The sequence below is a fragment of the Stenotrophomonas sp. 86428_Sma genome, assembly GCF_056481585.1.
On sequence record NZ_CM151156.1, the window covers coordinates 1573446 to 1594943 of the forward strand.

A 21498-nucleotide genomic window follows, 5' to 3' on the forward strand; every position below is an offset into this window, starting at 1 on the left:
GATAAACAGGGAGACGAAAGGGGGGCGGCGATCACGCTTTCACTTTCCTTGCCGGAACCGTGCATGGCCCGGATCGCCAGTTGGGTGGCGTTCGTTCAGATTGTGGCCGGATCGGCGATAATGGGGGCCATGAGCGTGAATCTGAAAACCCCGCAGGAAATCGAGATGATGCGAATCGCCGGCCGCATGGCCAGCGAAGTGCTCGACATCGTCACCCCCCACGTCAAGCCCGGTGTCACCACCGAGGAACTGGACCGCATCTGCCACGACCACATCGTGAACGTGCAGGGCGCCGTTCCGGCCAACGTCGGCTACCGCGGCTTCCCGAAGACCGTGTGCACCTCGGTCAACAACGTCATCTGCCATGGCATCCCCAGCGAAGGGAAGGTGCTCAAGGATGGCGACATCATCAACATCGACGTCACCGTCATCAAGGATGGCTGGCACGGCGACACCAGCCGCATGTACTTCGTCGGCACCCCGTCGGTGATGGCCCGCCGCCTGGTGGAAACCACCTACGAAGCCATGTGGCGCGGCATCCGCGCGGTGCGTCCGGGCGCGACCCTGGGCGACATCGGCCATGCCATCCAGAGCTATGCCGAAGGCGAGCGTTTCAGCGTGGTGCGCGAGTACTGCGGCCACGGCATCGGCAAGGTCTACCACGATGAGCCGCAGGTGGTGCATTACGGCCGCCCGGGCCAGGGCCTGGTGCTGCAGCCTGGCATGACCTTCACCATCGAGCCGATGATCAACGAGGGCACCCGCTACAACAAGGTGCTGCCGGATGGCTGGACCGTGGTGACCAAGGACCGCAAGCTGTCGGCACAGTGGGAGCACATGATCGCGGTCACCGAGACCGGCGTGGACGTGCTGACCCTGTCGCCGGGCGAGTCGCAGGTCTCCTGACGATGCTGCCGGCGAGTTCGCTGCTGGACACGCCGGCCGCGTCGCTCAACGACCCGGACTGGGCTGCTGCCGCGCGCCAGGCGCTGCAGCAGGCCGACGCGCGCCTGTACCGCCGCTTCGACCAGGGCGACAACATCGAGCGCCTGCTGGCACTGCGCGCGCGCGCTGCCGACCATCTGATCCGCCTGGCCTGGCAGCGCTGCCTGCCGGCCGACAGCGGGCTGTCGCTGTTCGCGGTCGGCGGCTATGGCCGCGGTGAACTGTTTCCGCGTTCGGACATCGACCTGCTGGTGTTCGGCGATCCGCCGGCACAGCTGGCCCATGAGGCGGCGCTGGCGCGCCTGTTCGCGCTGCTGTGGGACTGCGGATTGGCCGTCAGCCATGCGGTGCGTTCTGCATCGCAGTGCCGCGAGGCGGCAGCGGACCAGACCGTGCTGACCGCGCTGATCGAGGCGCGCCCGATCCTGGCCGATGATGTGGCGCGCCGCGCGCTGCGCGAGGCCGTCGACGATCGTGAACTGTGGCCGGCGCGCACCTTCTTCCTGGCCAAGCTGGAAGAGCTGCGCAACCGACACCAGCGCTTCGGCGACACCGCCGACAACCTGGAGCCGGATCTGAAGGATGGCCCCGGTGGGCTGCGCGATCTCAACACGCTGGGCTGGATGGCACTGCGTGCGTTCGGCGTGCGTGACCTGGAGGCGCTGGTCGGGCTCGGCCATCTGGGCGCAGACGAAGCGGCAGCACTGAAGCGCGAACGTGCGGTGCTGGCGCGGCTGCGCTTTGGCCTGCATCTGGTCGCGCGTCGCCCGGAAGAGCGCCTGCGTTTTGATTACCAGAAGACCTTGGCGGCACGCCTGGGCTTTGAAGACGATGCCGAGAACCTCGGTGTCGAGAAGATGATGCAGGGCTTCTACCGCGCCGCGCTGGTCGTGCGCCGGATCAGCGACCGCCTGCTGCAGCGCTTCGAGGAACAGTTCGATGGCGAGGCGCAGCCGGAGCCGCTGACCGTGGGTTTTTCCCTGCGCCGTGGTTACCTGGCGGCCAACGAAGCCGACTGGCCGCGCGGCGACATCGGCCAGGTGTTCGCGCTGTTCGCCAGCTGGGCCAACAATCCGCAGGTGCGCGGCCTGCATTCGCTGACCGCGCGTGCGCTGGCCGAAGCGCTGCCGCTGCTGCCGGCCTACGACCAGGCTGATGCCGATGCACGCGAGCAGTTCCTGGCGCTGCTGCGCGGCCAGCGCCCGGTCGATACGCTCTCGCGCATGGCACGGTTGGGCGTGCTTGGCCAGTGGATTCCCGCGTTCGCCCAGGTCAGCGGGCGCATGCAGTTCGACCTGTTCCATGTCTACACCGTCGACCAGCACACGCTGATGGTCCTGCGCAACATCGGCCTGTTTGCCAGCAGCCGTGCCGACGAGCGCTTCTCGATCGCGCACGAAGTGTGGCCGCGCCTGCGCAAGCCGGAACTACTGCTGCTGGCCGGCCTGTTCCATGACATCGCCAAGGGCCGTGGCGGCGACCACTCGGAACTGGGCGCGGTGGACGCGCGCGCGTTCTGCCAGGCGCATGCGCTGAGCACGTCCGACACCGAACTGGTGGCGTGGCTGGTCGAACAGCACCTGCGCATGTCGGTGACCGCGCAGAAGCAGGACATCGCCGATCCGGAAGTGATCCACCGCTTTGCCACCCTGGTCGGCAGCCGCGACCGCCTGGACTACCTGTACCTGCTGACCTGCGCCGACATCGCCGGCACCAGCCCCAAGCTGTGGAATGCATGGAAGGACCGCCTGCTGGCCGACCTGTACTTCGCCACCCGGCGCGCGCTGCGCGAGGGGCTGGAACACCCGGTGCCGGCGGCCGAGCGCGTGGCCGAAGCGCGTGACAGCGTGCGCGCGCTGGTGCGCGAGCGGGGTTACGACGATGCCACCATCGATCGCCAGTTCGCGGTGATGCCCGACGAAGGCTTCATCCGCCTGCGCCCGGAGCAGCTGGCCTGGCAGGCTGCCGCGCTGGTGCCGGTGAAGCAGGGCCAGGCGCTGGTGAAGGTACGCCGGATCAGTGTCGACGACCCCGCGCTGGAAGTCTTCGTGCATTCGCCGGACCGCGACGGCCTGTTCGCCGCGATCGTGATGACGCTGGACCGCAAGGGCTACGGCATCCACCGCGCACGCGTGCTGGACGGTCCGGCCGATACCATCTTCGATACCTTCGAAGTGAACCCGGCCGATACCTTCGCCGATGGCAGCAGTGCCAACCTGGAAGCGGCGCTGCGCGAGGCACTCAGTGGTGACCTGTCGCGCCTGCGGCCGTCACGCCGGGTGGTGCCACGGCAGCTGCGGCACTTCCGCTTCGCCCCGCGCATCGAATTCCGCGATGAGCCGGGCGCAACCCGTTTCGCCCTGGTCGCCCCCGACCGCCCCGGCCTGCTGGCCGATGTGGCGTTCGTGCTGCGCAATCAGGGCCTGCGCGTGCATGATGCGCGCATTGCCACGTTCGGCGAACGCGCCGAAGACACCTTCGTGATCAGTGACGAACACGACCTCCCCCTGACTGAACCTGCCCGGCAGCAGCTGCATGACGCGATGCTGGCCTGCCTGGACCCTGATCGAAACGCCGGAGACCCCGCCTGATGGCCACCAAGCCCGCCAAGAAGACCGCCGCGACCCCCAAGAGCGCAGCGGCCCGGAAACCTGCTGCTGCCGCACCGGCCGCGAAGAAGACCCCTGCGCCGAAGAAGGCCGCTGCGGTGACGGCCCCGGCGAAGAAAGCGGCTGCGGTGAAGCGTGCTGTGAAGAAGCCGGCGCCGGCCAAGAGTGCCGAAGCGGTCCGCGCCGAAACCATCGCCCGCAAGTCGCTGCGCAAGCCGTCGGCCCCGGGCGTGGAAGAGCTGAAGTTCGGCATCGAGAGTGCCTTCGAGCGCCGCGCTACCTTGACCCTGCACGAGCTGGAAGGCTCGACCAAGCCGCTGGTCAACCGCGTGATTGACGGCCTGGAGAGCGGTGAGTTCCGTGTTGCCGAGCCGGACGGCCAGGGTGGCTGGAAGGTCAACGAGTGGCTGAAGAAGGCCGTGCTGTTGTACTTCCGTGTCAATGACATGGCCGTGGTCGACGCCCGTCCGGCGCCGTTCTGGGACAAGGTCGAATCGCGCTTCGCCGGCTATGACGAGGCGAAGTTCCGCCGTGGTGGCGTGCGCGTGGTGCCGGGCGCGATCGCCCGCCGCGGCACCTACTTCGGCAAGGACGTGGTGCTGATGCCGAGCTTCACCAACATCGGCGCCTACGTCGGCGAAGGCACCATGGTCGATACCTGGGCCACCGTCGGTTCCTGCGCGCAGATCGGCCAGCACTGCCACCTGTCCGGCGGCGCCGGCATCGGCGGCGTGCTGGAGCCGCTGCAGGCCAGCCCGACCATCATCGAGGACCACTGCTTCATCGGTGCGCGCTCGGAAGTGGTGGAAGGCGTGGTGGTTGGCCACCACAGCGTGATCGGCATGGGCGTGTTCCTCAGCCAGAGCACCCGCATCTACAACCGTGCCACCGGCGAAATCACCTACGGTTACATCCCGCCGTACAGCGTGGTGGTGTCCGGCTCGCTGCCGAGCAAGGACGGTACCCACTCGCTGTACTGCGCGGTGATCGTCAAGCAGGTTGATGCCAAGACCCGCAGCAAGACCAGCGTCAACGACCTGCTGCGCGGCCTGGCCGACTGAAGGTGACTGCGCCGGAGGATCTGGCGCAGTCCGCGATCTACCGGCATCCGTCCGACACCCTGGTCGGGCGGATGCTGCCGCGCCTGCTGCACGCCCCGCGCTGGACCCGGCTGCGCCGTGCACTGTCGCGGCGCTGGCCGATGCCGGCGCTGGTCAGTGACGTGCGCGATGTGGTCTACGTGAGCTGGTGGGTCGACGTGCGTCACGCACCAATGCCACCGCCGGGCCATCATTACGTGGTCCATGCCGGACGCACGCCTTACACCATCCTCAGCTACCGGCACGGGCACTTCGGGCCCGCGCTGGCCGGGCCGCTGCGTTCCCTGATGCCGTCGCCACGGCAGAGCAACTGGCGCTGGTACCTGCGTCGTGACGACGATCCGGACGGGACGCCGGTGGTGCTGTTCGACCGCAACGTGATGGACCAGCTGGCCTTCGTCGCCGGCGCGCGCGTTTTCAGCGATGCCATGCAGCCGCAACTGTCCACACGCTTCGAGCATGTGGTGCGCACCGATGGCGATGGGCACACCCTGATCGAAGGCGGGCAGGGCAGTGCGCCGAGGTTGCACCTGCAGTGGCAGGCCGCTGCAGGCTGGGAGGATGGAGCGGCGTGGTCGGCGGCCTTGGACGGCCACCAGGCCCTGCTGCGTTTCCTCACCTGCCAGGACGAGGCCATCGCCCGTACCTGCGACGGCCGCTGGGCCAGCACCCGCATCGCGCTGCCGGTGGAGATCGACAGCCTGCAGCCCCTGCGCCTGATCGGTGAGCAGCAGTGTCCGCGGCTGCAGGCGATGGGCTTGGCGCTGCAGGAAGGGCTGGCCTTCCGGCTGCCAAGGGTACCGTTCCGGGTCGTGTCCGAGCGCCTGTTGTGAGATTCTGGCCCTCTGTTTTCCAGCATCACAGATGGCCATGAGCACCACTGTCTACGGTTTGAAGAACTGCGATACCTGCAAGAAGGCGACCAAGTGGCTGGACCGCTTCGGCGTGCCGTACACCTTCGTCGACTACCGCGACAACAAGCCCAGCCCGGAAACGCTGCTGGCATGGGCGGCGCAGCTGGGTGGCCTGGCCGCGATGGTCAACAAGTCGTCCACCACCTGGCGGCAGCTGCCGGACAACCGCAAGGCCGCCGACTCCGAGGCCGAATGGAAGCTGCTGCTGCGTGAATACCCGCAGCTGATCAAGCGCCCGCTGGTGGTCACGGCCGATGGCACGGTCAGCCAGGGCTTCAGCGACAACGGTTTCAAGGCCCGCTTCGGCGTGGGTGACGCATGAGTGCGGTCCTCGACCTGACCTGCGAACTGATCGCACGACCCTCGGTGACGCCGGATGATGCTGGCTGCCAGACACTGCTGGCGGCACGCCTGAAGCAGGCCGGGTTCCAGTGCGATCACCTGCGCCTGGGCGAGGTCGACAACCTGTGGGCGACCCATGGCCAGGGCGCGCCGGTGCTGGTGCTGCTGGGCCATACCGACGTGGTGCCGACGGGCCCGCGCGAGGCCTGGGCCAGCGACCCGTTCACGCCGCAGATCCGTGACGGCGTGCTGTACGGCCGTGGCGCCGCCGACATGAAGGGCAGCGTGGCGGCGTTCGTGGTCGCCGCCGAGCAGTTCGTCGCCGCACATCCCGATCACCCTGGCACGCTGGCGGTACTGCTGACCAGCGACGAGGAAGGCGATGCCATCGATGGTGTGCGTCACGTTGCACGGCTGTTCGCCGAGCGCGGCCAACGCATCGACTGGTGCATTACCGGTGAACCGTCGTCGACCGCGACGCTGGGTGACCTGCTGCGCGTGGGGCGTCGTGGCAGCCTGTCGGCCAAGCTGCGCGTGCAGGGCGTACAGGGCCACGTGGCGTACCCGGATAAGGCGCGCAACCCGATTCACCAGGCTGCTCCGGCCCTGGCCGAACTGAGCGCGCGGCGCTGGGATGACGGCTACGAGAGTTTCCCGCCGACCAGCCTGCAGGTCTCCAACATCCATGCCGGCACCGGTGCCAACAACGTGATTCCCGGCGAGCTGGAGGTGGATTTCAACATCCGCTACAACCCGCACTGGGATGCACCGAAGCTGGAGGCGGAGATCACCGCATTGCTGGACCGCCATGGCCTGCAGTACACGCTGAAGTGGCACCGCAGCGGCGAGCCGTTCTACACCCCGGAAGGCACGCTGCGCGCCACCGCGCGTGCGGTGCTGGCCGAGCACATCGGCCGTGCGCCGGAAGAAAGCACCGGCGGCGGCACGTCAGATGCACGCTTCATCGCGCCACTGGGTGCGCAGTGCATCGAAGTGGGGCCGGTCAACGCCAGCATCCACCAGGTGGATGAGAACGTACGCGTGGACGATCTGGAAGCGTTGCCGGGGCTGTACCAGCGCCTGGTGGAACGGCTGCTGGTGGGAACCCCATGACGGAATGAATCCCGCGAGGGTGGGTGCCGACCGTTGGTCGGCACCCCTCCCGCCGGGGCCGCTTCTCTACTCCGAAAAAATGAAGAACGGCGGCTCGACCGCTTTTTTCCAGTAACTCGGCGCGGCCATGTAGAAGTGCTGCGCTTCGGCCCTGGCGAACCAGTGCGCCGCTGCGTCGGTGTCCTTCTCCACGCCCGGCGCACCGCGGCCCAGCAGCAGCCCGGCGAAGTACTGGCCGAACACATTGCCCTGCTCGCCGGCGCGCTGGTACAGCTGCAGCGCACGCGCCGGATCGCGCGGCAGTCCCATGCCTTTCTCCAGCAGCGCGCCCAGGTCGACCTGCGCTTCGGCGTCGCCGTGCTCGGCACGACGCTGGATCTGCGCCACCAGCGGATGCACGGTGTCACCCTGTGCGGCCACCGCATCCGGCAGTCGCGACGACGAACTCGGGTAGCGCTCGTAGATCATTCCGCGCAGGTCCCAGCGCAGCGCCTGCTGCGCGTCGCCTCGCTGGCGGTAGGCCTTGGCGAGCCCGTAGAACGCATAGGGATTGCCGTGGTTGGCAGCCGCCAGATAGGCGCGTTCGCCACGTCGCCAGGACGCGCGCAGGACAGGTGCAGGGTTGATGTGGGGGCTGTCGGCATGCTGCAGCCTGGCGGAGATCCAGATCCGGCCCAGTGCTTCTTCCGCTTTGGTGTTGTGGAAGGTCCAGGGCGTGATCGCGGCAGCACGCTCGTAGTAGGTAACGGCGCGCGGATCGTTGAAACGTTCGAAGGTCTGCGCGGTGTCCCAGGCTCCGTCGAAGCTGCCGTCGGTGCCGCGTTGCTCCAGTGCCTGCTGCTGCGCCAGCGGCAGCGTGGAGGGCGGAGGCAGGGTCTGGCAGGCCGCCAGGCCCAGGCAGAGCAGGGCGGCCAGCGCCGCGTTGCGTCCAGTGCGGTGTTGCATTTCCATTACACGTTTCATGGCGGGCCATTATGCGCGCCGGGGAGTGGTTGCCAACGCAACGGTTGCGCCGTGCCGGAAACCGGGGTAGGGTCGATGCCATGTCGATCCGCCTGGCCACCGCCGTCAATAACAACAACCGCAATAATCTGCGCGCGAATAATCGTGCGCGGCCGATGCGGGACTGCGCCCTGGGTAGATAGACAGCAACACACGCCCGGACACCAGAAAACCCGCATCAGCCGATGCGGGTTTTTTTGTGCCCGGGCGCAGCCCCACCCGGGCCTGGATGGCCGGTCGAACACCCTCCCACCCGTGAAATCCCCCAACAGGAGCTCTCCCATGTGTTCGATCTTCGGAATCTTCGGCCTGCAGGCCGGTGACGATCTTCCCGCCCTGCGCCGCCATGCGCTGGAACTGTCGCAGCGCCAGCGCCACCGTGGCCCGGACTGGAGCGGCGTGTACCTCGACGAAGGTGCGCTGCTGGTCCATGAGCGGCTGGCCATCGTCGACCCGGCCGGTGGTTCGCAGCCGCTGCTGTCGGCCGATGGCCAGCTGGCGCTCGCTGTGAACGGCGAGATCTACAACCACCAGGCATTGAAGGCGGCGCTGACCACCGCCTACGACTTCCAGACCGGCTCGGACTGCGAGGTGATCAACGCGCTGTATCGCCAGGGCAGTTCGCCGGCGCAGTGGCTGGAACAGCTCAACGGCATCTTCGCCTTCGCGCTGTGGGACCGCGACAGCGGGCGCGTGCTGGTGGCGCGTGACCCGGTGGGCGTGGTGCCGCTGTACTGGGGCCACGATGCCCAGGGGCGCCTGCGCGTGGCCTCGGAAATGAAGGCGCTGGTCGACACCTGTGCCGACGTCGCACAGTTCCCGCCGGGTCACTACTTCGACAGTGCCAGCGGTGAGCTGGTGCGCTATTACCAGCAGCCGTGGCGCGACTACGCCGACGTGCAGGGCCGCCAGGCCGACCTGGCCGAACTGCGCCAGGCCTTCGAGCATGCGGTGGAGCGCCAGCTGATGAGCGACGTGCCGTATGGGGTGCTGCTGTCCGGTGGCCTGGACTCGTCGCTGGTGGCGGCCGTTGCCGCACGCTATGCGCGTCGCCGCATCGAGGATGGCGGGCAGACCGAAGCCTGGTGGCCGCGCCTGCATTCGTTCGCGATCGGCTTGAAGGGTTCGCCGGATCTTGCTGCTGCGGCGATCGCTGCCGAGGCTCTTGGCACCGTGCATCACGGCTTCGAATACACCTTCGAGGAAGGCCTCGACGCGCTGCCGGAAGTGATCCGCCACATCGAAACCTACGACGTCACCACCATCCGCGCCTCGACGCCGATGTTCCTGCTGGCACGGCGGATCAAGGCGATGGGCGTGAAAATGGTGCTGTCCGGCGAGGGCAGCGATGAGATCTTTGGTGGCTACCTGTACTTCCACAAGGCGCCGGATGCACGTGAATTCCACGACGAGCTGGTGCGCAAGCTGGACGCGCTGCACAACTACGACTGCCTGCGCGCCAACAAGTCGATGATGGCCTGGGGCGTGGAGCCGCGCGTGCCGTTCCTCGACCGTGAGTTCCTCGATGTGGCGATGCGCTTCGATGCTGCGCACAAGATGGTCGGTGCCGGCTTTGGTGGCCGTCGCATCGAGAAGGCGGTGCTGCGCGAGGCATTCGACGGCTACCTGCCGGACAGCATCCTGTGGCGGCAGAAGGAACAGTTCAGTGATGGCGTTGGCTACGGCTGGATCGATGGGTTGAAGGCACATGCCGAAGCACAGGTGAGCGACCGCGTACTGGCAGCGGCCGACAAGCGCTTCCCGCACAACCCGCCGCAGACCAAGGAGGCGTACTACTACCGCCACCTGTTCGAGCAGTTCTTCCCGAGCCGCGCGGCGGCCGAGACCGTGCCGGGCGGCAAGTCGATCGCCTGTTCGTCGCCGGCCGCCATTGCCTGGGACGCCAGCTTCGCCGTGGCGGCGGACCCCTCGGGCCGCGCGATCGCCGGGGTGCACGAACAGGCACTGGCCTAAGCCCCCAAAAAGGGGACGGAGGGGATTAAGTCGTTTTTGCCACAAACGACTTAATCCCCTCCGTCCCCTTTTTCGTATCATCGCCCCCTGCGCATTGGGGAATGTTCATGGACGTACAGGCAGGTGGCGACGTGCCGCCCACGAAATGGGGATGGCGTTATCTGGCCTGGGCCGGGGTGCCGTTGCTGGCTGGCGTACTGCTGGCGCGGTATGCCGGGCCGGCGGCGCCCGAGGCGGTTGCCCGCGCCACCGCCGCCGAAGGCAGCTGGGCGCAGCACCTTGCCTCACCGCTGGGCCTGTTCCTGCTGCAGCTGCTGGTGCTGCTGCTGGTGGCCAAGGGCGCGGGTGCGCTGCTCAAGCGCTTTGGACAACCGGCGGTGATCGGCGAGATGGCCGCTGGCCTGATGATGGGGCCGCTGGTGCTCGGCAGCCTGCTGCCGCAGCTGCATGGTGCGTTGTTCCCGGCCAGCTCGCTGGGTCCGCTGGGCATGCTCAGCCAGCTGGGCGTGCTGATGTTCCTGCTGGTAGCCGGTGCCGAGCTGGACCTGGCGGCGCTGCGTGGCCGCCGGCGCTTCGCCTTCACGGTCAGCCATGCCGGTATTGCAGTGCCGTTCGTGCTCGGCGTGGCGCTGGCGATCTGGCTGTATCCGCAGCACGGTCCGCAGGGTGTGGGCTTTACTGCATTCGCATTGTTCGTCGGCATCTCCATGAGCATCACCGCGTTCCCCGTGTTGCTGCGCATCCTTGCCGATCGTGGGATCACACAGACGCCATTGGGCCAGACCGCGATCGCCTGCGCGGCATTGGGCGATGCCACCGCCTGGTGCCTGCTGGCCTTGATCGTCGCCGCCGCCCAGGCCAGCGGCTGGTTGCCGGCCAGCCTCAACCTGCTGTGCGTGGTCGTGTTCGTGGCGCTGATGCTGGGGCTGGTGAAGCCGTGGTTTGCCCGCCAGCAGATCGCGCCGGGCCGTGAGGGACGTTGGTTGCTGGGTATCCTGCTGCTGTCACTGGCGAGTGCGCTGGTCACCGAGATGCTGGGCATCCACGCGTTGTTCGGTGCATTCGCTGCGGGCGTCGCGGTATCGTCCAACGCGCAGCTGCGCGACCTGTTGATGGCCCGCGTCGAACCGTTCGCGGTGACCCTGCTGCTGCCACTGTTCTTCGCCATGACCGGCCTGCGCATGCGCGCCGATGCGCTGCAGGCCAGCGATATCGTGTTGTGCGTGGTGGTGATCGCGGTGGCCACGGCCGGCAAGCTGCTGGGCACATTCAGTGCCGCTCGCAGCGCGGGCATGCCCACGCGCGAAGCGTGGCGGTTGGGGGCGCTGATGAACACGCGTGGTCTGATGGAGCTGATCGTGCTCAACCTGGGCTACGAGCTGGGCCTGCTCGGCGATCGGCTGTTCGCGGTGCTGGTGATCATGGCGCTGGTGACCACGGCGATGACCGGGCCGCTGCTGAACCTGATCGAGCGTCGCAGGGCTTGAGCGTTGAACGGTGGTGCCGGCCGCTGGCCGGCATCCACGCAGGTGTGCCCAGCAGCAAGAGGTTGCCGGCCAGCGGCCGGCACTACCGCGCCGGCACCAGTGTCATCACGTGCTGTGCCTTGCCGGGCAGGAAGGGCGTCGGCCGTCCATGCACCCAGTCCTCGTGGCCGGCGCCCCAGTACGGCGAAAGCGGGTGCCCGCTCTGGCCGCCGGGCATGTGCACGATGCCGTCGGCCTCGTGGCCGGGCGAGACCACCATGCGTTCGGAGGCGCCGAAGTTCGGCGTCTGCACACGCGGCATGTCACGGTCGCCGGGCAGCGGGTCGGCGGGCATGCACAGCCAGCGCTTGGCGATGTCCGGCAATGCACGCGCGATGGGATGGCAGAGCGCCGCGGTGTTGCGCTCTCCCCAGGTGCGCTGGGCCAGTGGGCCCTGCTTGGCCAGCTCGCTCTCGGTGCGGCGTGCGGCATCAAGCAGCAGCGCGTCCCAGCTGTCGTAGGCCGGTGGCAGCAGGTTGGCGGGGCGTTGCTGCAGCATCGGCCAGGCAACGCCTTCCAGTTGTGCCAGGCGCGGGTCCAGATAGTCATCGCCCAGCTGCGCGTTGGCCGGCGCCAGCAGTGCATCGGACAGGGTATCCATCACCTGCGTGCGGAACGCGCGCACCACCCGGTAGCTGACCGAGCCGGCCGAGGCCCGGCCGCCCCATTGATGGCTGACCGCCTTCAAGCGCTTCAGTGCTGGGTCGTCACTGCGTTCGATGACGTCATGCAGCAACGCCCACCAGCGCTGCAGAAACACGGCGCGATCATCGAGCTGGATCGCCAGCAGGTCGTGTTCGTCGAAGCGGTCCTGGATGGCGAGCAGGTCGCGGATCTGCTGCGCACGCGCGCCGAGGTCATAGCCACCGTTGCCGACGCTGGCCAGCGCCTCGCAGTCGAGGACGCGACCGTTGGCGGTCCACAGGCGATGGTTGGGGGGATCGATCAATGCCGGCGAGGCATCGCTGCGGATCGGCCACGGTGCGCAGTCCTGGTTGCTGGCGGCCGTGAAGCCGGCCGGCGCACAGCCGGGGCCTCGGTCGGGGCGGGCGCCGATCAGGCGCCAGGCGATGCGTCCGCTGCGGTCGCCGACCACCAGGTTCTGCGCGGGAATGCCGGCGCGGTCGGCGAAGTGCAGTGCACCGTCCAGGTCACCGGCGCGGGCCAGATCAGCGAAATCCAGGCGTACGGCGCCGGGCAGGTGTGCGACCCAGCGCAGGGCATCGCCACTGCCATCGGCATGGGTGTGCAGGATCGGCCCCCAGGCGGTTTCGCGTACCGGGAACAGCACGTCGGCCTGGCCGGCCACCGCAATGCGTTCTTCGTGCACGGTCACCGTGGCGTTGGCCGGTTCCGTGCGGTAGTCCGCCGTGTCGATGTAGCTGTTGGTGAAGCCCCAGGCGACGTGGCCGTTGCTGCCGACGATCACCGCCGGCAGGCCAGGGAGCGAGAAGCCAGTGACGTCGACCTGGCCGCCGGCAGCCTGCGGGTCCGGATAGCGCAGGCGCACCCGGAACCACAGCCCCGGCGCACGCAGGCCCAGGTGCATGTCGTCGGCAACGATCGCGCGGCCGTCGGCGGTGAGTGCGCCGGCCACCGCGAAGTTGTTGCTGCCGATGACGTCCGCCTCCTCCTGCTCGGTGCCCGGCTTTCCCTTCAATGTGCGCAGATCGAGCTGGCTGGCATCGGGCAGAATCGCATTGCCGGTGGCTTCGCCAAACAGCGGTGCATCCCATTCGGTGCCGTCGTGGGCAATCAGCGCGTACAGCGCCGGCGGCACCACCGCACGGATGCGGCTGAGGGCAAGCTCGGTCTGGTTGTTCGGGTCCTGCAGGTCGGCGTACATGGCCAGCCCGGCCAGCACGCTGTCGCTGGCCTGCCACGGTTGCGGTGACTGCCGCAGCAGCAGGTAGGCCCATGGCCGCACGGAGAGATCGGTAAGGCCTTCGTTGACGCCATCCACATAGGCGCGCACGACCGCGCCGTTGTCGCCCAGCGCGGTATCCAGATGCGCCTCGGTGCGGGCGCGCAGGCGGTGCACGCGCATGCGCTTGTCAGCTTCAATGGCCTTCGGCCCGAACAATGCCGACAGCTCGCCGGCGGCACTGCGGCGCATCAGGTCCATCTCGAAATAGCGTTCCTGCGCATGCACATGGCCGAGTGCGCGCATCGCGTCGGCCTGACTGCCGGCAGTGATGGTTACCACCCCCAGCGCATCGCGCTCGATGGTGACCGGCTTGGCCAGGCCCGGCAGCGCATGCTCGCCGTCCAGGTCGGCCAGGCTTCCGCGCAGCAGCAGCCACAGGGCCAGTGCGGTGACCAGCACGATGGCGACCAACACACCCAGCACCCAACGCCATGTACGTCGCATCGCACGTCCTTTCCGAACTCGTGGGCCGATTGTAGCCGCAGGCGCAACTGCGACTGATTCCGATTAGATCACCGCATTTTGAAATGCGGCACCCTATGCCACATCGATTCACAGGAGCCCCCCATGAAAGGCAACCCGGACGTCATCGCCTGCCTGAAGGAACTGCTGCGCGGCGAGCTTGCTGCCCGCGACCAGTACTTCATCCATTCCCGCCGCTACGAGGACCAGGGCCTGTTCGCGCTGTACGAACGCCTGAACCACGAGATGGAAGAGGAAACCCAGCACGCCGACGCGCTGCTGCGCCGGATCCTGTTCCTCGGCGGCGACCCGGACATGCGCCCGCATGCCACCGAGCCGGGCAAGACCGTGGAAGAGATGCTGCAGAAGGATCTGGATACTGAATACGCAGTCCGGAACAATCTCGCCGCCGGCATGAAGCTGTGCGAAGAGAAGGGTGACTACGTGAGCCGCGACATGCTGCTGGCGCAGCTGAAGGACACCGAGGAAGACCACGCCTGGTGGCTGGAGCAGCAGCTGGGCCTGATCAAGCGCATCGGCCTGGAGCTGTACCAGCTGAGCAAGATCGACGGCAACGGCGCCCCGGCGCACTGAGCCGGCGCCCCGCTTTGGGTAGAGCCGACCGCTGGTCGGCTGCTCTTCAAAAGACAGCCGACCAGCGGTCGGCTCTACCAGAAGAAGCACAGCGTTCTGTCGCCCGCCAGCACCGGAGCATCGCCAGCCAGCCTTCGCCAGCCAGCCGCTCCACCGCCCGGTAGAGCCGACCGCTGGTCGGCTGCTCTTCAAAAGACAGCCGACCAGCGGTCGGCTCTACCAGAAGAAGCACAGCGTTCTGTCGCCCGCCAGCATCGGAGCACCGCCAGCCAGCCTTCGCCAGCCAGCTGCTCCACCGCCCGCCAGCCGACAACGAAAAAGCCGGGGAATTCCCCGGCTTTTTCGTGTCCGGGGTCGGATCCGTTTTCAACGAAAACGGCTCTGACCCCATTGGGATCAAAAACGCCAACCGAGGTTGGCGTTTGCCGGGGTAATGCGTGTCAACCAAGGTTGACACCCACCTCAACCAAGGTTGACACCCACCAGGGGCAGGGCCCAAGCCCTTATTCCACCGACAACCCTTCCACCTTCTGCCAGCCGCGCGGCAGCAGGTGGCCGCGGGTGGCGCGGGCGCCGAGGTAGGCGTCAAGCTCGTTGAACTTCAGGCCCATCGTGCGCTGGCCACTGCGCACCTGCAGGGTCTGCCCCGGGCTGATGGCCACGATGGCGACCACGCGTTCGGTGGCGAGCTTGGCCTTGGGGATCTCGATGATCTTGTTGCCCTTGCCCTTGTCCAGTTCCGGCAGGTCGTTGGCGGCGATCGCCAGCAGGTTGCCCGAACTGGTCACCGCCACGATGCGGTCGGTGGCGACGTTGGCCACCACCGACGGGGTCAGCACGGTCGAACCGGCTGACAGGTTCAGCATCGCCTTGCCGGCCTTGTTGCGGCCGATCAGGTTCTCGAAGCGGGTGACGAAGCCGTAGCCGTGGGTGGAGGCCAGCACGAAGCGGGTGTCCGGCTCGGCGCTGGCCAGGGTCACGAAGCTGGTGCCCGCTGCCGGCGAGAAGCGGCCGGTCAGCGGCTCACCGTTGCCACGCGCGGAGGGCAGGGTGTGCACCGGCGTCGAGTAGGCGCGACCTTCGCTGTCGAGGAACGCGACCTGCTGGGTGCTGCGCGCACGCACCGCGCCCTGCAGGGCGTCACCATCGCGATAGGACAGGGCGGACGCATCGACGTCGTGGCCCTTGGCGGCACGGATCCAGCCCTTCTCCGACAGCACGACGGTCATCGGCTCGCTCGGCACCAGCTCGGTCTCGTCGATGGCCTGCGCGGCCTGGCGCTGCACCAGCGGCGAACGGCGCGCGTCGCCGAACTTCTTGGCGTCGGCCGTCAGTTCGTCGCGGATCAGCTTCTTCAGCTTGGCCTTGCTGTCGAGGATGCCGAGGATCTTCTCGCGTTCCTTGGCCAGCTCGTCCTGCTCGCCGCGGATCTTCATCTCTTCCAGGCGGGCCAGCTGCTTCAGCTTGGTTTCCAGGATGTACTCGGCCTGTTCCTCGGACAGGCCGAAGCGCGCGATCAGCGCCGCCTTCGGTTCGTCCTCGGTACGGATGATGTGGATCACCTCGTCCAGGTTGAGGAAGGCGACCAGCAGGCCTTCCAGCAGGTGCAGGCGGCGCTCGACCTTCTGCAGGCGGTGCTGCAGGCGGCGGGTGACGGTGTTGCTGCGGAAGGTCAGCCATTCGCTGAGCAGCATCTTCAGGTTCTTCACCTGCGGACGGCCGTCCAGCCCGATCACGTTGAGGTTGACGCGGTAGCTGCGCTCCAGGTCCGTTGTCGCGAACAGGTGGCCCATCAGCTGGTCGGCGTCGACGCGGTTGGAACGTGGCACCAGCACCACGCGCACCGGGTTGGCGTGGTCGGATTCGTCGCGGATGTCTTCCAGCCACGGCAGCTTCTTGGCGCGCATCTGCGCGGCGATCTGCTCGATCACCTTCGACGGCGACACCTGGAACGGCAGCGCCGTCACCACGATGTTGTTGGCTTCCTTGTTGAAGGTCGCACGTGCGCGCACGCTGCCGTTGCCGGTTTCGTAGATGTTCCGCAGATCGTTGGCCGCGGTGATGATCTCGGCGCTGGACGGATAGTCCGGGCCCTGCACGTGCTCGCACAGGTCGCGCACGCTGGCATCGGGGTTGTCCAGCAGGTGCAGCAATGCGCTGACGATCTCGTTGAGATTGTGCGGCGGCACGTCGGTGGCCATGCCCACGGCGATGCCGGTGGTGCCGTTCAGCAGCAGGTGCGGCAGCCGTGCCGGCATCCAGGTCGGTTCCTGCAGGGTGCCGTCGAAGTTCGGTGCCCAGTCGGTGGTGCCCTGGCCCAGTTCGCCCAGCAGCACTTCGGCAATCGGGGTCAGCTTGGATTCGGTGTAACGCATCGCCGCGAACGACTTCGGGTCGTCGCTGGAGCCGAAGTTGCCCTGGCCCTCGATCAGCGGGTAGCGGTACGAGAACGGCTGTGCCATCAGTACCAGCGCCTCGTAGCACGCTCTGTCGCCATGCGGGTGGTACTTACCGATGACGTCACCGACGGTGCGCGCGGACTTCTTCGGCTTGGACGCGGCATTCAGGCCCAGCTCGCTCATCGAATAGATGATGCGGCGCTGCACCGGCTTCAGGCCGTCGCCGATGAACGGCAGGGCGCGGTCCAGGACCACGTACATCGAGTAGTCGAGGTAGGCGCGTTCGGCGTACTCGCGCAGCGGCAGTTGTTCGAATCCGTGGAACACGGGGCGGGCAAGTTCGGTCATGCGGCGTTGTTACCTGTTGTCGGGAGGCGGCGACGGCGGTCGCCGCTCGCAATCCTGTGATTATCCGGATGCGGCGGGGGATGCCAAGCCACGTGCAGGGTCCAGCCCGGTTTCGAGGCCATGCCCGGCCCGCGCCAGATAACGCCCCGGTGGCAGCCCGAAGTGGCGGCGGAACACGGTGACGAAGGCACTGGCGCTGCTGAAGCCCAGTGCATGGGCGATGTCGGCCACGCTGCGGCCATCGGTCAGCTGGCGCAGGGCTTCGGACAGGCGGGCCTGTTGCCGCCACTGGGCGAAGCTGAGCGTGGTCTCGTCGCGGAAGTGACGGGTCAGGCTGCGCGGCGACAGGCCGGCCCAATGCGCCCATTCGGCCAGGCTGCGCTCGTCGGAGGGGTCGGCCAGCAGCTGCGAGGCGATCTTCAGCAGGCGCCGGTCGTGCGGCATCGGCAGGTGCATGCGCTGGCGCGGCGCGGTGCGGATCTCGTCCAGCAGCACCTCGATGATGTGCTGGCGCTCGGGTGTGGTGTCATAGCCCAGCGGCCATTCGCAGATGCGGTCGGCCAGCGCCTGCGCCAGCTTGGACAGGCCCAGTACGCAGGGATCGGCGGGGAGGGTGGCGCAGGCCGGCGCGGCCAGCGCCATGCCCCAGCCGCGCAGCGGACCGTCCAGGGTCACCGTATGCGGCTCCAGCGGCGGCATCCAGCCGGCCGAACCCGGCGCCAGCGACCACGTCCCGTGCGAGGTGCGGGTGGTCAGCAGGCCACGCTCGACACAGATCAGCTGGGCGCGCTGATGGTGGTGCCAGTCCACTTCCCGGACCAGCCCCTGCGGGCTGTCGAAGCGGAAAGCGACCACCGGTGGGCCATCGTTGCGCTCGAACCAATCCAGTGCGTCGTCCCTGAGCAGGCGCTTGGGAGCGGGAATTTCTGCCTTGTTCATCATGTCCGCTGGCTGAAATGTGTCATCCATTGGCTGAATTGTACTACCGGGCCACCTGACCAGATCATTAAGGTAGGCGCCTTCATTGATCCAGCCCACTGCTGCAACACAGCATTCGATGCCAGATCGAATATTTCCATTGAGAAATATTTTTTTTGGAAGAGAATGCTCCCCCATGATCTGTCCTGCAACCACTCCCCCCAGCTTCGGCCTGCTGCTGCGCCAGGTGCGCGACGGCCTGGTCCGGCAACTCGACGCGTCCATGGCTGAAGAAGACCTGGGTATCGGCTTCACCCACTACATCGGGTTGAAGGTGCTCTCGCACATGGCCCCGTGTACGGCCAACGAACTGGCCCAGGCCATCGACCAGGTACCCAGCGCAGTCACCCGCCTGCTGGACAAGCTGGAGTCGCTGGGCTGCGTCCGCCGCGAACCGCATGCGCAGGACCGGCGTGCGCTGCAGATCGTGCTGACCGATGAAGGCCGTGCATTGTGGGCGCGGTTGAAGCTGCGTGGCGACGCGGTGATGGATTACGCCCTGCGTGATCTTTCCGCCGACGAGCGCACGCTGCTGCTGTCCCTCCTTACCCGAATCCGCGATTCCCTGACGACCCCATGAACCCGATCCCGCATTCCACTCTCCGCCGGTCCGGGCGCGCGCTGCTGGTGTCAGCGCTGGCCCTGGCCCTGGCCGCCTGCGCCAGCAGTCGTGGCCTCAACCCGCAGGGCCACATGCTTGACGTGGACAGCCTGCACAGCGAACGCACCCTGGCCGACACCGACCTCAGCGCCACCGGCTTCCCGGCGCAGGACTGGTGGAAGGCGCTGGGCGATGCGCAGCTGGACGCGCTGGTCGCCGAGGGCCTGGCCGGCCACCCGAGCCTGGACGCTGCCGATGCGCGCCTGCGCCAGGCGCAGTCGCAGGTCGGTACCGCGCGTGCCGATCGCCTCCCCAGCCTGTCGGTGTCCGGTGGTTACACCGGTCTGCGCCTGCCCGAGTCGATGGCCGGCAGCGAGATGGGTGGCCATTACGCTGGCAGCAGCCAGGTCGCGTTTGATTTCAGCTATGGCGTGGACCTGTGGGGCGGCAAGCGCGCTGCCTGGGAAGCGGCCGTGGACGGCGCCCATGCCGCCACTGTCGAAGCCCAGGCTGCACGCCTGAACCTGTCCACCGGCATCACCCAGGCCTATGCCGACCTGGCGTATGCATGGCAGCTCAATGACGTGGCCGAAGAAGAGCTGGGCCGCTCGCAGAAGTCGCTGGAACTGACCCGCCAACGCCGCAGCGCCGGCATCGACAGTGATCTGCAGGTGCGCCAGGCCGAGGCCCGCGTGCCCGCCGCGCAGCAGCAGGTGCAGGCCGCGCAGCAGCGCATCGATGCGGCCCGCACCGCGCTGGCCGCGCTGGTCGGCAAGGGTCCGGACCGTGGCCTGTCGATCCAGCGCCCGCAGGCGTTGAATCCGATGGCGCTGCAGCTGCCGGGCGTGCTGCCCAGCGAACTGTTGGGTCGTCGCCCGGACATCGTTGCCGCGCGCTGGCGCGTGGAAGCGGCCGACAAGCAGATCAAGGTCGCCAGGACCAAGTTCTACCCGAGCTTCAACCTGACCGCACTGGCTGGCGTCGTCGCACCGAACGTGGGCGATCTGCTGAAAAGCAGTTCGACCTTCGCCTACATCGGACCGGCGCTGAGCCTGCCGATCTTCGAAGGCGGCAAGCTGCGCGCCAACCTGGCCAACACCGATGCGCAGTACGACCTGGCGGTGGCCAACTACAACCAGACCGTGCTCGATGCACTGCGCGACGTGGCCGACCAGGTCAACGCGGTGCGTTCGCTGGCACAGCAGGCGCATTCGCAGCAGCAGGCGGTGGATACCGCACGTTCGGCCTTCGACCTGGCCCAGCAGCGCTACCGCGCCGGCATCGGCAGCTACCTGGACGTGCTGACCGCGCAGTCCACCCTGCTGCAGTCGCAGCAGCAGCTGGCCGGCCTGCAGTCGCAGCAGGTGCAGACCTCGGTGCGCCTGAGCAAGGCGCTGGGCGGTGGTTTCCAGCCCTCTGACGCCGACCGCGCACCGATCGCCTCCCATTCCGATTCCTCGCATTCCTGAAGACTTCCGCCATGAGCCAGACCCAAGACACTGCGGCCCCGGCCGCCCCCAACCGCCGCGGCAACCTGCTGCGCGGCCTGTTCGTGATCGTCGTGCTGCTGCTTGCCGCACTGGCGCTGTGGTACTTCATGTTCGGCCGTTGGTTCGAAGAGACCGACGACGCCTACGTGCAGGGCAACCAGGTGCAGATCACCCCGCTGGTGGCCGGTACCGTGGTCGCCATCAACGCCGATGACGGCATGCGCGTGGAGCGCGGCCAGCTGCTGGTGCAGCTGGACCCGTCCGACACGTCGGTGGCGCTGCAGCAGGCCGAAGCCAACCTGGCCAAGACCGTGCGCCAGACCCGTGGCCTGTACCGCAGCGTGGAAGGCGCACAGGCGGATTTGAACGCCCGCCAGGTGACCCTGAAGCGCGTGCGCGACGATTTCGCCCGCCGCAAGGATCTGGCCGCCACCGGCGCCATTTCCAATGAAGAACTGGCCCATGCCCGTGACGAGCTGGCCGCTGCCGAAGCCGCCGTGGCCGGTTCGCGCGAGACCGTCGAGCGCAACCGCGCGCTGGTCGACGACACCGTGATCGCCACCCAGCCGGACGTGCAGGCGGCCGCCGCGCAGCTGCGCCAGGCCTTCCTCAACAATGCCCGCGCCGGCATCGTCGCGCCGGTCACCGGTTACGTCGCCCGTCGTTCGGTGCAGGTTGGCCAGCGCGTGCAGCCGGGCAATGCCCTGATGGCGGTGGTGCCGACCGAGCAGATGTGGGTCGAGGCCAACTTCAAGGAAACCCAGCTGCGCCACATGCGCCTGGGCCAGGAAGTTGAGCTGAAGTCGGACCTGTACGCCGGTGACGTGAAGTACAAGGGCCGCGTCCAGAGCCTGGGCCTGGGCACCGGCTCGGCGTTCTCGCTGCTGCCGGCGCAGAATGCCAGCGGCAACTGGATCAAGATCGTTCAGCGCGTGCCGGTACGCATCGCCATCGATGCCAAGCAGCTGGCCGAACACCCGCTGCGCATCGGCCTGTCGATGAAGGCCGAAGTGAGCCTGCGCGACCAGAAGGGCGAAGTGCTGCCGAGCACCCCGGCCAAGGGCACGGTGTTCGACACCGACGTGTATGCCAAGCAGCTGCATGATGCCGACGAGGTGATCCACACGATCATCCAGGGCAACCTGCCGCAGCAGGCGAAGGTGGGCTGAGGTCG

At 67.6% G+C, this 21498-nt stretch carries 16 protein-coding genes; 12 read left to right on the forward strand and 4 right to left on the reverse strand.

Going from position 1 to position 21498, the window contains the following annotated elements; genetic code table 11:
• The first annotated feature begins 63 nt into the window (after positions 1 to 63).
• From map to dapE, 6 genes are read left to right on the forward strand one after another with little or no spacing between them, the layout of a single operon-like run.
• Positions 64 to 906, forward strand: a complete 843-nt coding sequence (gene map, locus ACZK3J_RS07155) for a type I methionyl aminopeptidase (protein WP_080355365.1) — start codon at positions 64 to 66, stop codon at positions 904 to 906.
• Between the two features lie 20 nt (positions 907 to 926).
• Positions 927 to 3536 (forward strand): [protein-PII] uridylyltransferase, encoded by a 2610-nt coding sequence (locus ACZK3J_RS07160; protein ID WP_478057913.1) that lies wholly within the window; start codon positions 927 to 929, stop codon positions 3534 to 3536.
• The gene (gene dapD / locus ACZK3J_RS07165; protein WP_032127931.1) at positions 3536 to 4615 is read left to right on the forward strand and encodes a 2,3,4,5-tetrahydropyridine-2,6-dicarboxylate N-succinyltransferase; all 1080 of its coding nucleotides are present in this window, start codon (positions 3536 to 3538) and stop codon (positions 4613 to 4615) included. Before ACZK3J_RS07160 ends, dapD begins: the two co-directional genes overlap by 1 nt.
• 2 nt (positions 4616 to 4617) lie before the next feature.
• The gene (locus ACZK3J_RS07170; protein ID WP_478476676.1) at positions 4618 to 5487 is read left to right on the forward strand and encodes a hypothetical protein; all 870 of its coding nucleotides are present in this window, start codon (positions 4618 to 4620) and stop codon (positions 5485 to 5487) included.
• Between the two features lie 31 nt (positions 5488 to 5518).
• Positions 5519 to 5890 carry an arsenate reductase gene (locus tag ACZK3J_RS07175; RefSeq protein WP_012510522.1) on the forward strand — a complete coding sequence of 124 codons (372 nt, stop codon included), beginning with the start codon at positions 5519 to 5521 and terminating at the stop codon, positions 5888 to 5890.
• Complete coding sequence (gene dapE / locus ACZK3J_RS07180; RefSeq protein WP_049463635.1) at positions 5887 to 7023, forward strand: succinyl-diaminopimelate desuccinylase; 1137 nt, start codon at positions 5887 to 5889, stop codon at positions 7021 to 7023. Before ACZK3J_RS07175 ends, dapE begins: the two co-directional genes overlap by 4 nt.
• A gap of 66 nt (positions 7024 to 7089) precedes the next feature.
• Here the strand turns inward: dapE and ACZK3J_RS07185 are convergent, their stop codons facing one another.
• On the reverse strand, positions 7090 to 7968 hold the full coding sequence (locus ACZK3J_RS07185) for a tetratricopeptide repeat protein (RefSeq protein WP_478476966.1): 879 nt from the start codon (positions 7966 to 7968) through the stop codon (positions 7090 to 7092).
• Positions 7969 to 8307: 339 nt separating this feature from the next.
• Here ACZK3J_RS07185 and asnB point away from each other — a divergent pair, with 339 nt between their 5' ends.
• Together asnB and ACZK3J_RS07195 are read left to right on the forward strand one after the other, a co-directional pair.
• Positions 8308 to 9999, forward strand: a complete 1692-nt coding sequence (gene asnB / locus ACZK3J_RS07190) for an asparagine synthase B (RefSeq protein WP_414577134.1) — start codon at positions 8308 to 8310, stop codon at positions 9997 to 9999.
• Positions 10000 to 10100: 101 nt separating this feature from the next.
• Positions 10101 to 11486 carry a cation:proton antiporter domain-containing protein gene (locus ACZK3J_RS07195; RefSeq protein WP_478476678.1) on the forward strand — a complete coding sequence of 462 codons (1386 nt, stop codon included), beginning with the start codon at positions 10101 to 10103 and terminating at the stop codon, positions 11484 to 11486.
• Positions 11487 to 11568: 82 nt separating this feature from the next.
• Here the strand turns inward: ACZK3J_RS07195 and ACZK3J_RS07200 are convergent, their stop codons facing one another.
• Positions 11569 to 13896 carry a penicillin acylase family protein gene (locus ACZK3J_RS07200; protein ID WP_478476680.1) on the reverse strand — a complete coding sequence of 776 codons (2328 nt, stop codon included), beginning with the start codon at positions 13894 to 13896 and terminating at the stop codon, positions 11569 to 11571.
• Positions 13897 to 14019: 123 nt separating this feature from the next.
• On the opposite strand from ACZK3J_RS07200, the gene bfr reads away from it, so the two are divergent.
• Positions 14020 to 14508, forward strand: coding sequence for a bacterioferritin (gene bfr, locus ACZK3J_RS07205; protein ID WP_004151115.1), 489 nt, complete (start codon positions 14020 to 14022; stop codon positions 14506 to 14508).
• A 503-nt stretch (positions 14509 to 15011) separates the two neighbouring features.
• Here the strand turns inward: bfr and parC are convergent.
• Both parC and ACZK3J_RS07215 read right to left on the reverse strand, forming a co-directional pair.
• Positions 15012 to 17255, reverse strand: a complete 2244-nt coding sequence (parC, locus tag ACZK3J_RS07210) for a DNA topoisomerase IV subunit A (RefSeq protein ID WP_478476682.1) — start codon at positions 17253 to 17255, stop codon at positions 15012 to 15014.
• Between the two features lie 60 nt (positions 17256 to 17315).
• Positions 17316 to 18197: a helix-turn-helix domain-containing protein gene (locus ACZK3J_RS07215; RefSeq protein WP_005408765.1), complete on the reverse strand. Its 882-nt coding sequence runs from the start codon at positions 18195 to 18197 to the stop codon at positions 17316 to 17318.
• A 172-nt stretch (positions 18198 to 18369) separates the two neighbouring features.
• Between ACZK3J_RS07215 and emrR the strand changes: the two genes are divergently transcribed.
• Genes emrR through emrA form a run of 3 tightly spaced genes read left to right on the forward strand, consistent with a single transcriptional unit; the run spans position 18370 to position 21493 of the window.
• Positions 18370 to 18813 (forward strand): multidrug efflux system transcriptional regulator EmrR, encoded by a 444-nt coding sequence (gene emrR / locus ACZK3J_RS07220; protein WP_099523437.1) that lies wholly within the window; start codon positions 18370 to 18372, stop codon positions 18811 to 18813.
• A complete protein-coding gene (emrC, locus tag ACZK3J_RS07225; protein WP_197655897.1) occupies positions 18810 to 20303 on the forward strand; it encodes a multidrug efflux transporter outer membrane subunit EmrC in 1494 nt (497 codons plus the stop codon). Before emrR ends, emrC begins: the two co-directional genes overlap by 4 nt.
• 11 nt (positions 20304 to 20314) lie before the next feature.
• Positions 20315 to 21493, forward strand: a complete 1179-nt coding sequence (emrA, locus tag ACZK3J_RS07230) for a multidrug efflux MFS transporter periplasmic adaptor subunit EmrA (RefSeq protein ID WP_049399501.1) — start codon at positions 20315 to 20317, stop codon at positions 21491 to 21493.
• Positions 21494 to 21498: the final 5 nt, after the last annotated feature.

Excerpts from the sequence above, each read along its gene's own strand:
- ACZK3J_RS07215 (WP_005408765.1), bottom strand. The coding sequence starts at position 18,197 with ATGATGAACAAGGCAGAAATTCCCGCTCCCAAGCGCCTGCTCAGGGAC.
- asnB (WP_414577134.1), top strand. The coding sequence starts at position 8,308 with ATGTGTTCGATCTTCGGAATCTTCGGCCTGCAGGCCGGTGACGATCTT.
- dapD (WP_032127931.1), top strand. The coding sequence starts at position 3,536 with ATGGCCACCAAGCCCGCCAAGAAGACCGCCGCGACCCCCAAGAGCGCA.
- emrR (WP_099523437.1), top strand. The coding sequence starts at position 18,370 with ATGATCTGTCCTGCAACCACTCCCCCCAGCTTCGGCCTGCTGCTGCGC.
- emrC (WP_197655897.1), top strand. The coding sequence starts at position 18,810 with ATGAACCCGATCCCGCATTCCACTCTCCGCCGGTCCGGGCGCGCGCTG.
- dapE (WP_049463635.1), top strand. The coding sequence starts at position 5,887 with ATGAGTGCGGTCCTCGACCTGACCTGCGAACTGATCGCACGACCCTCG.
- parC (WP_478476682.1), bottom strand. The coding sequence starts at position 17,255 with ATGACCGAACTTGCCCGCCCCGTGTTCCACGGATTCGAACAACTGCCG.
- map (WP_080355365.1), top strand. The coding sequence starts at position 64 with ATGGCCCGGATCGCCAGTTGGGTGGCGTTCGTTCAGATTGTGGCCGGA.
- ACZK3J_RS07195 (WP_478476678.1), top strand. The coding sequence starts at position 10,101 with ATGTTCATGGACGTACAGGCAGGTGGCGACGTGCCGCCCACGAAATGG.
- bfr (WP_004151115.1), top strand. The coding sequence starts at position 14,020 with ATGAAAGGCAACCCGGACGTCATCGCCTGCCTGAAGGAACTGCTGCGC.
- ACZK3J_RS07175 (WP_012510522.1), top strand. The coding sequence starts at position 5,519 with ATGGCCATGAGCACCACTGTCTACGGTTTGAAGAACTGCGATACCTGC.
- emrA (WP_049399501.1), top strand. The coding sequence starts at position 20,315 with ATGAGCCAGACCCAAGACACTGCGGCCCCGGCCGCCCCCAACCGCCGC.
- ACZK3J_RS07200 (WP_478476680.1), bottom strand. The coding sequence starts at position 13,896 with ATGCGACGTACATGGCGTTGGGTGCTGGGTGTGTTGGTCGCCATCGTG.
- ACZK3J_RS07185 (WP_478476966.1), bottom strand. The coding sequence starts at position 7,968 with ATGCAACACCGCACTGGACGCAACGCGGCGCTGGCCGCCCTGCTCTGC.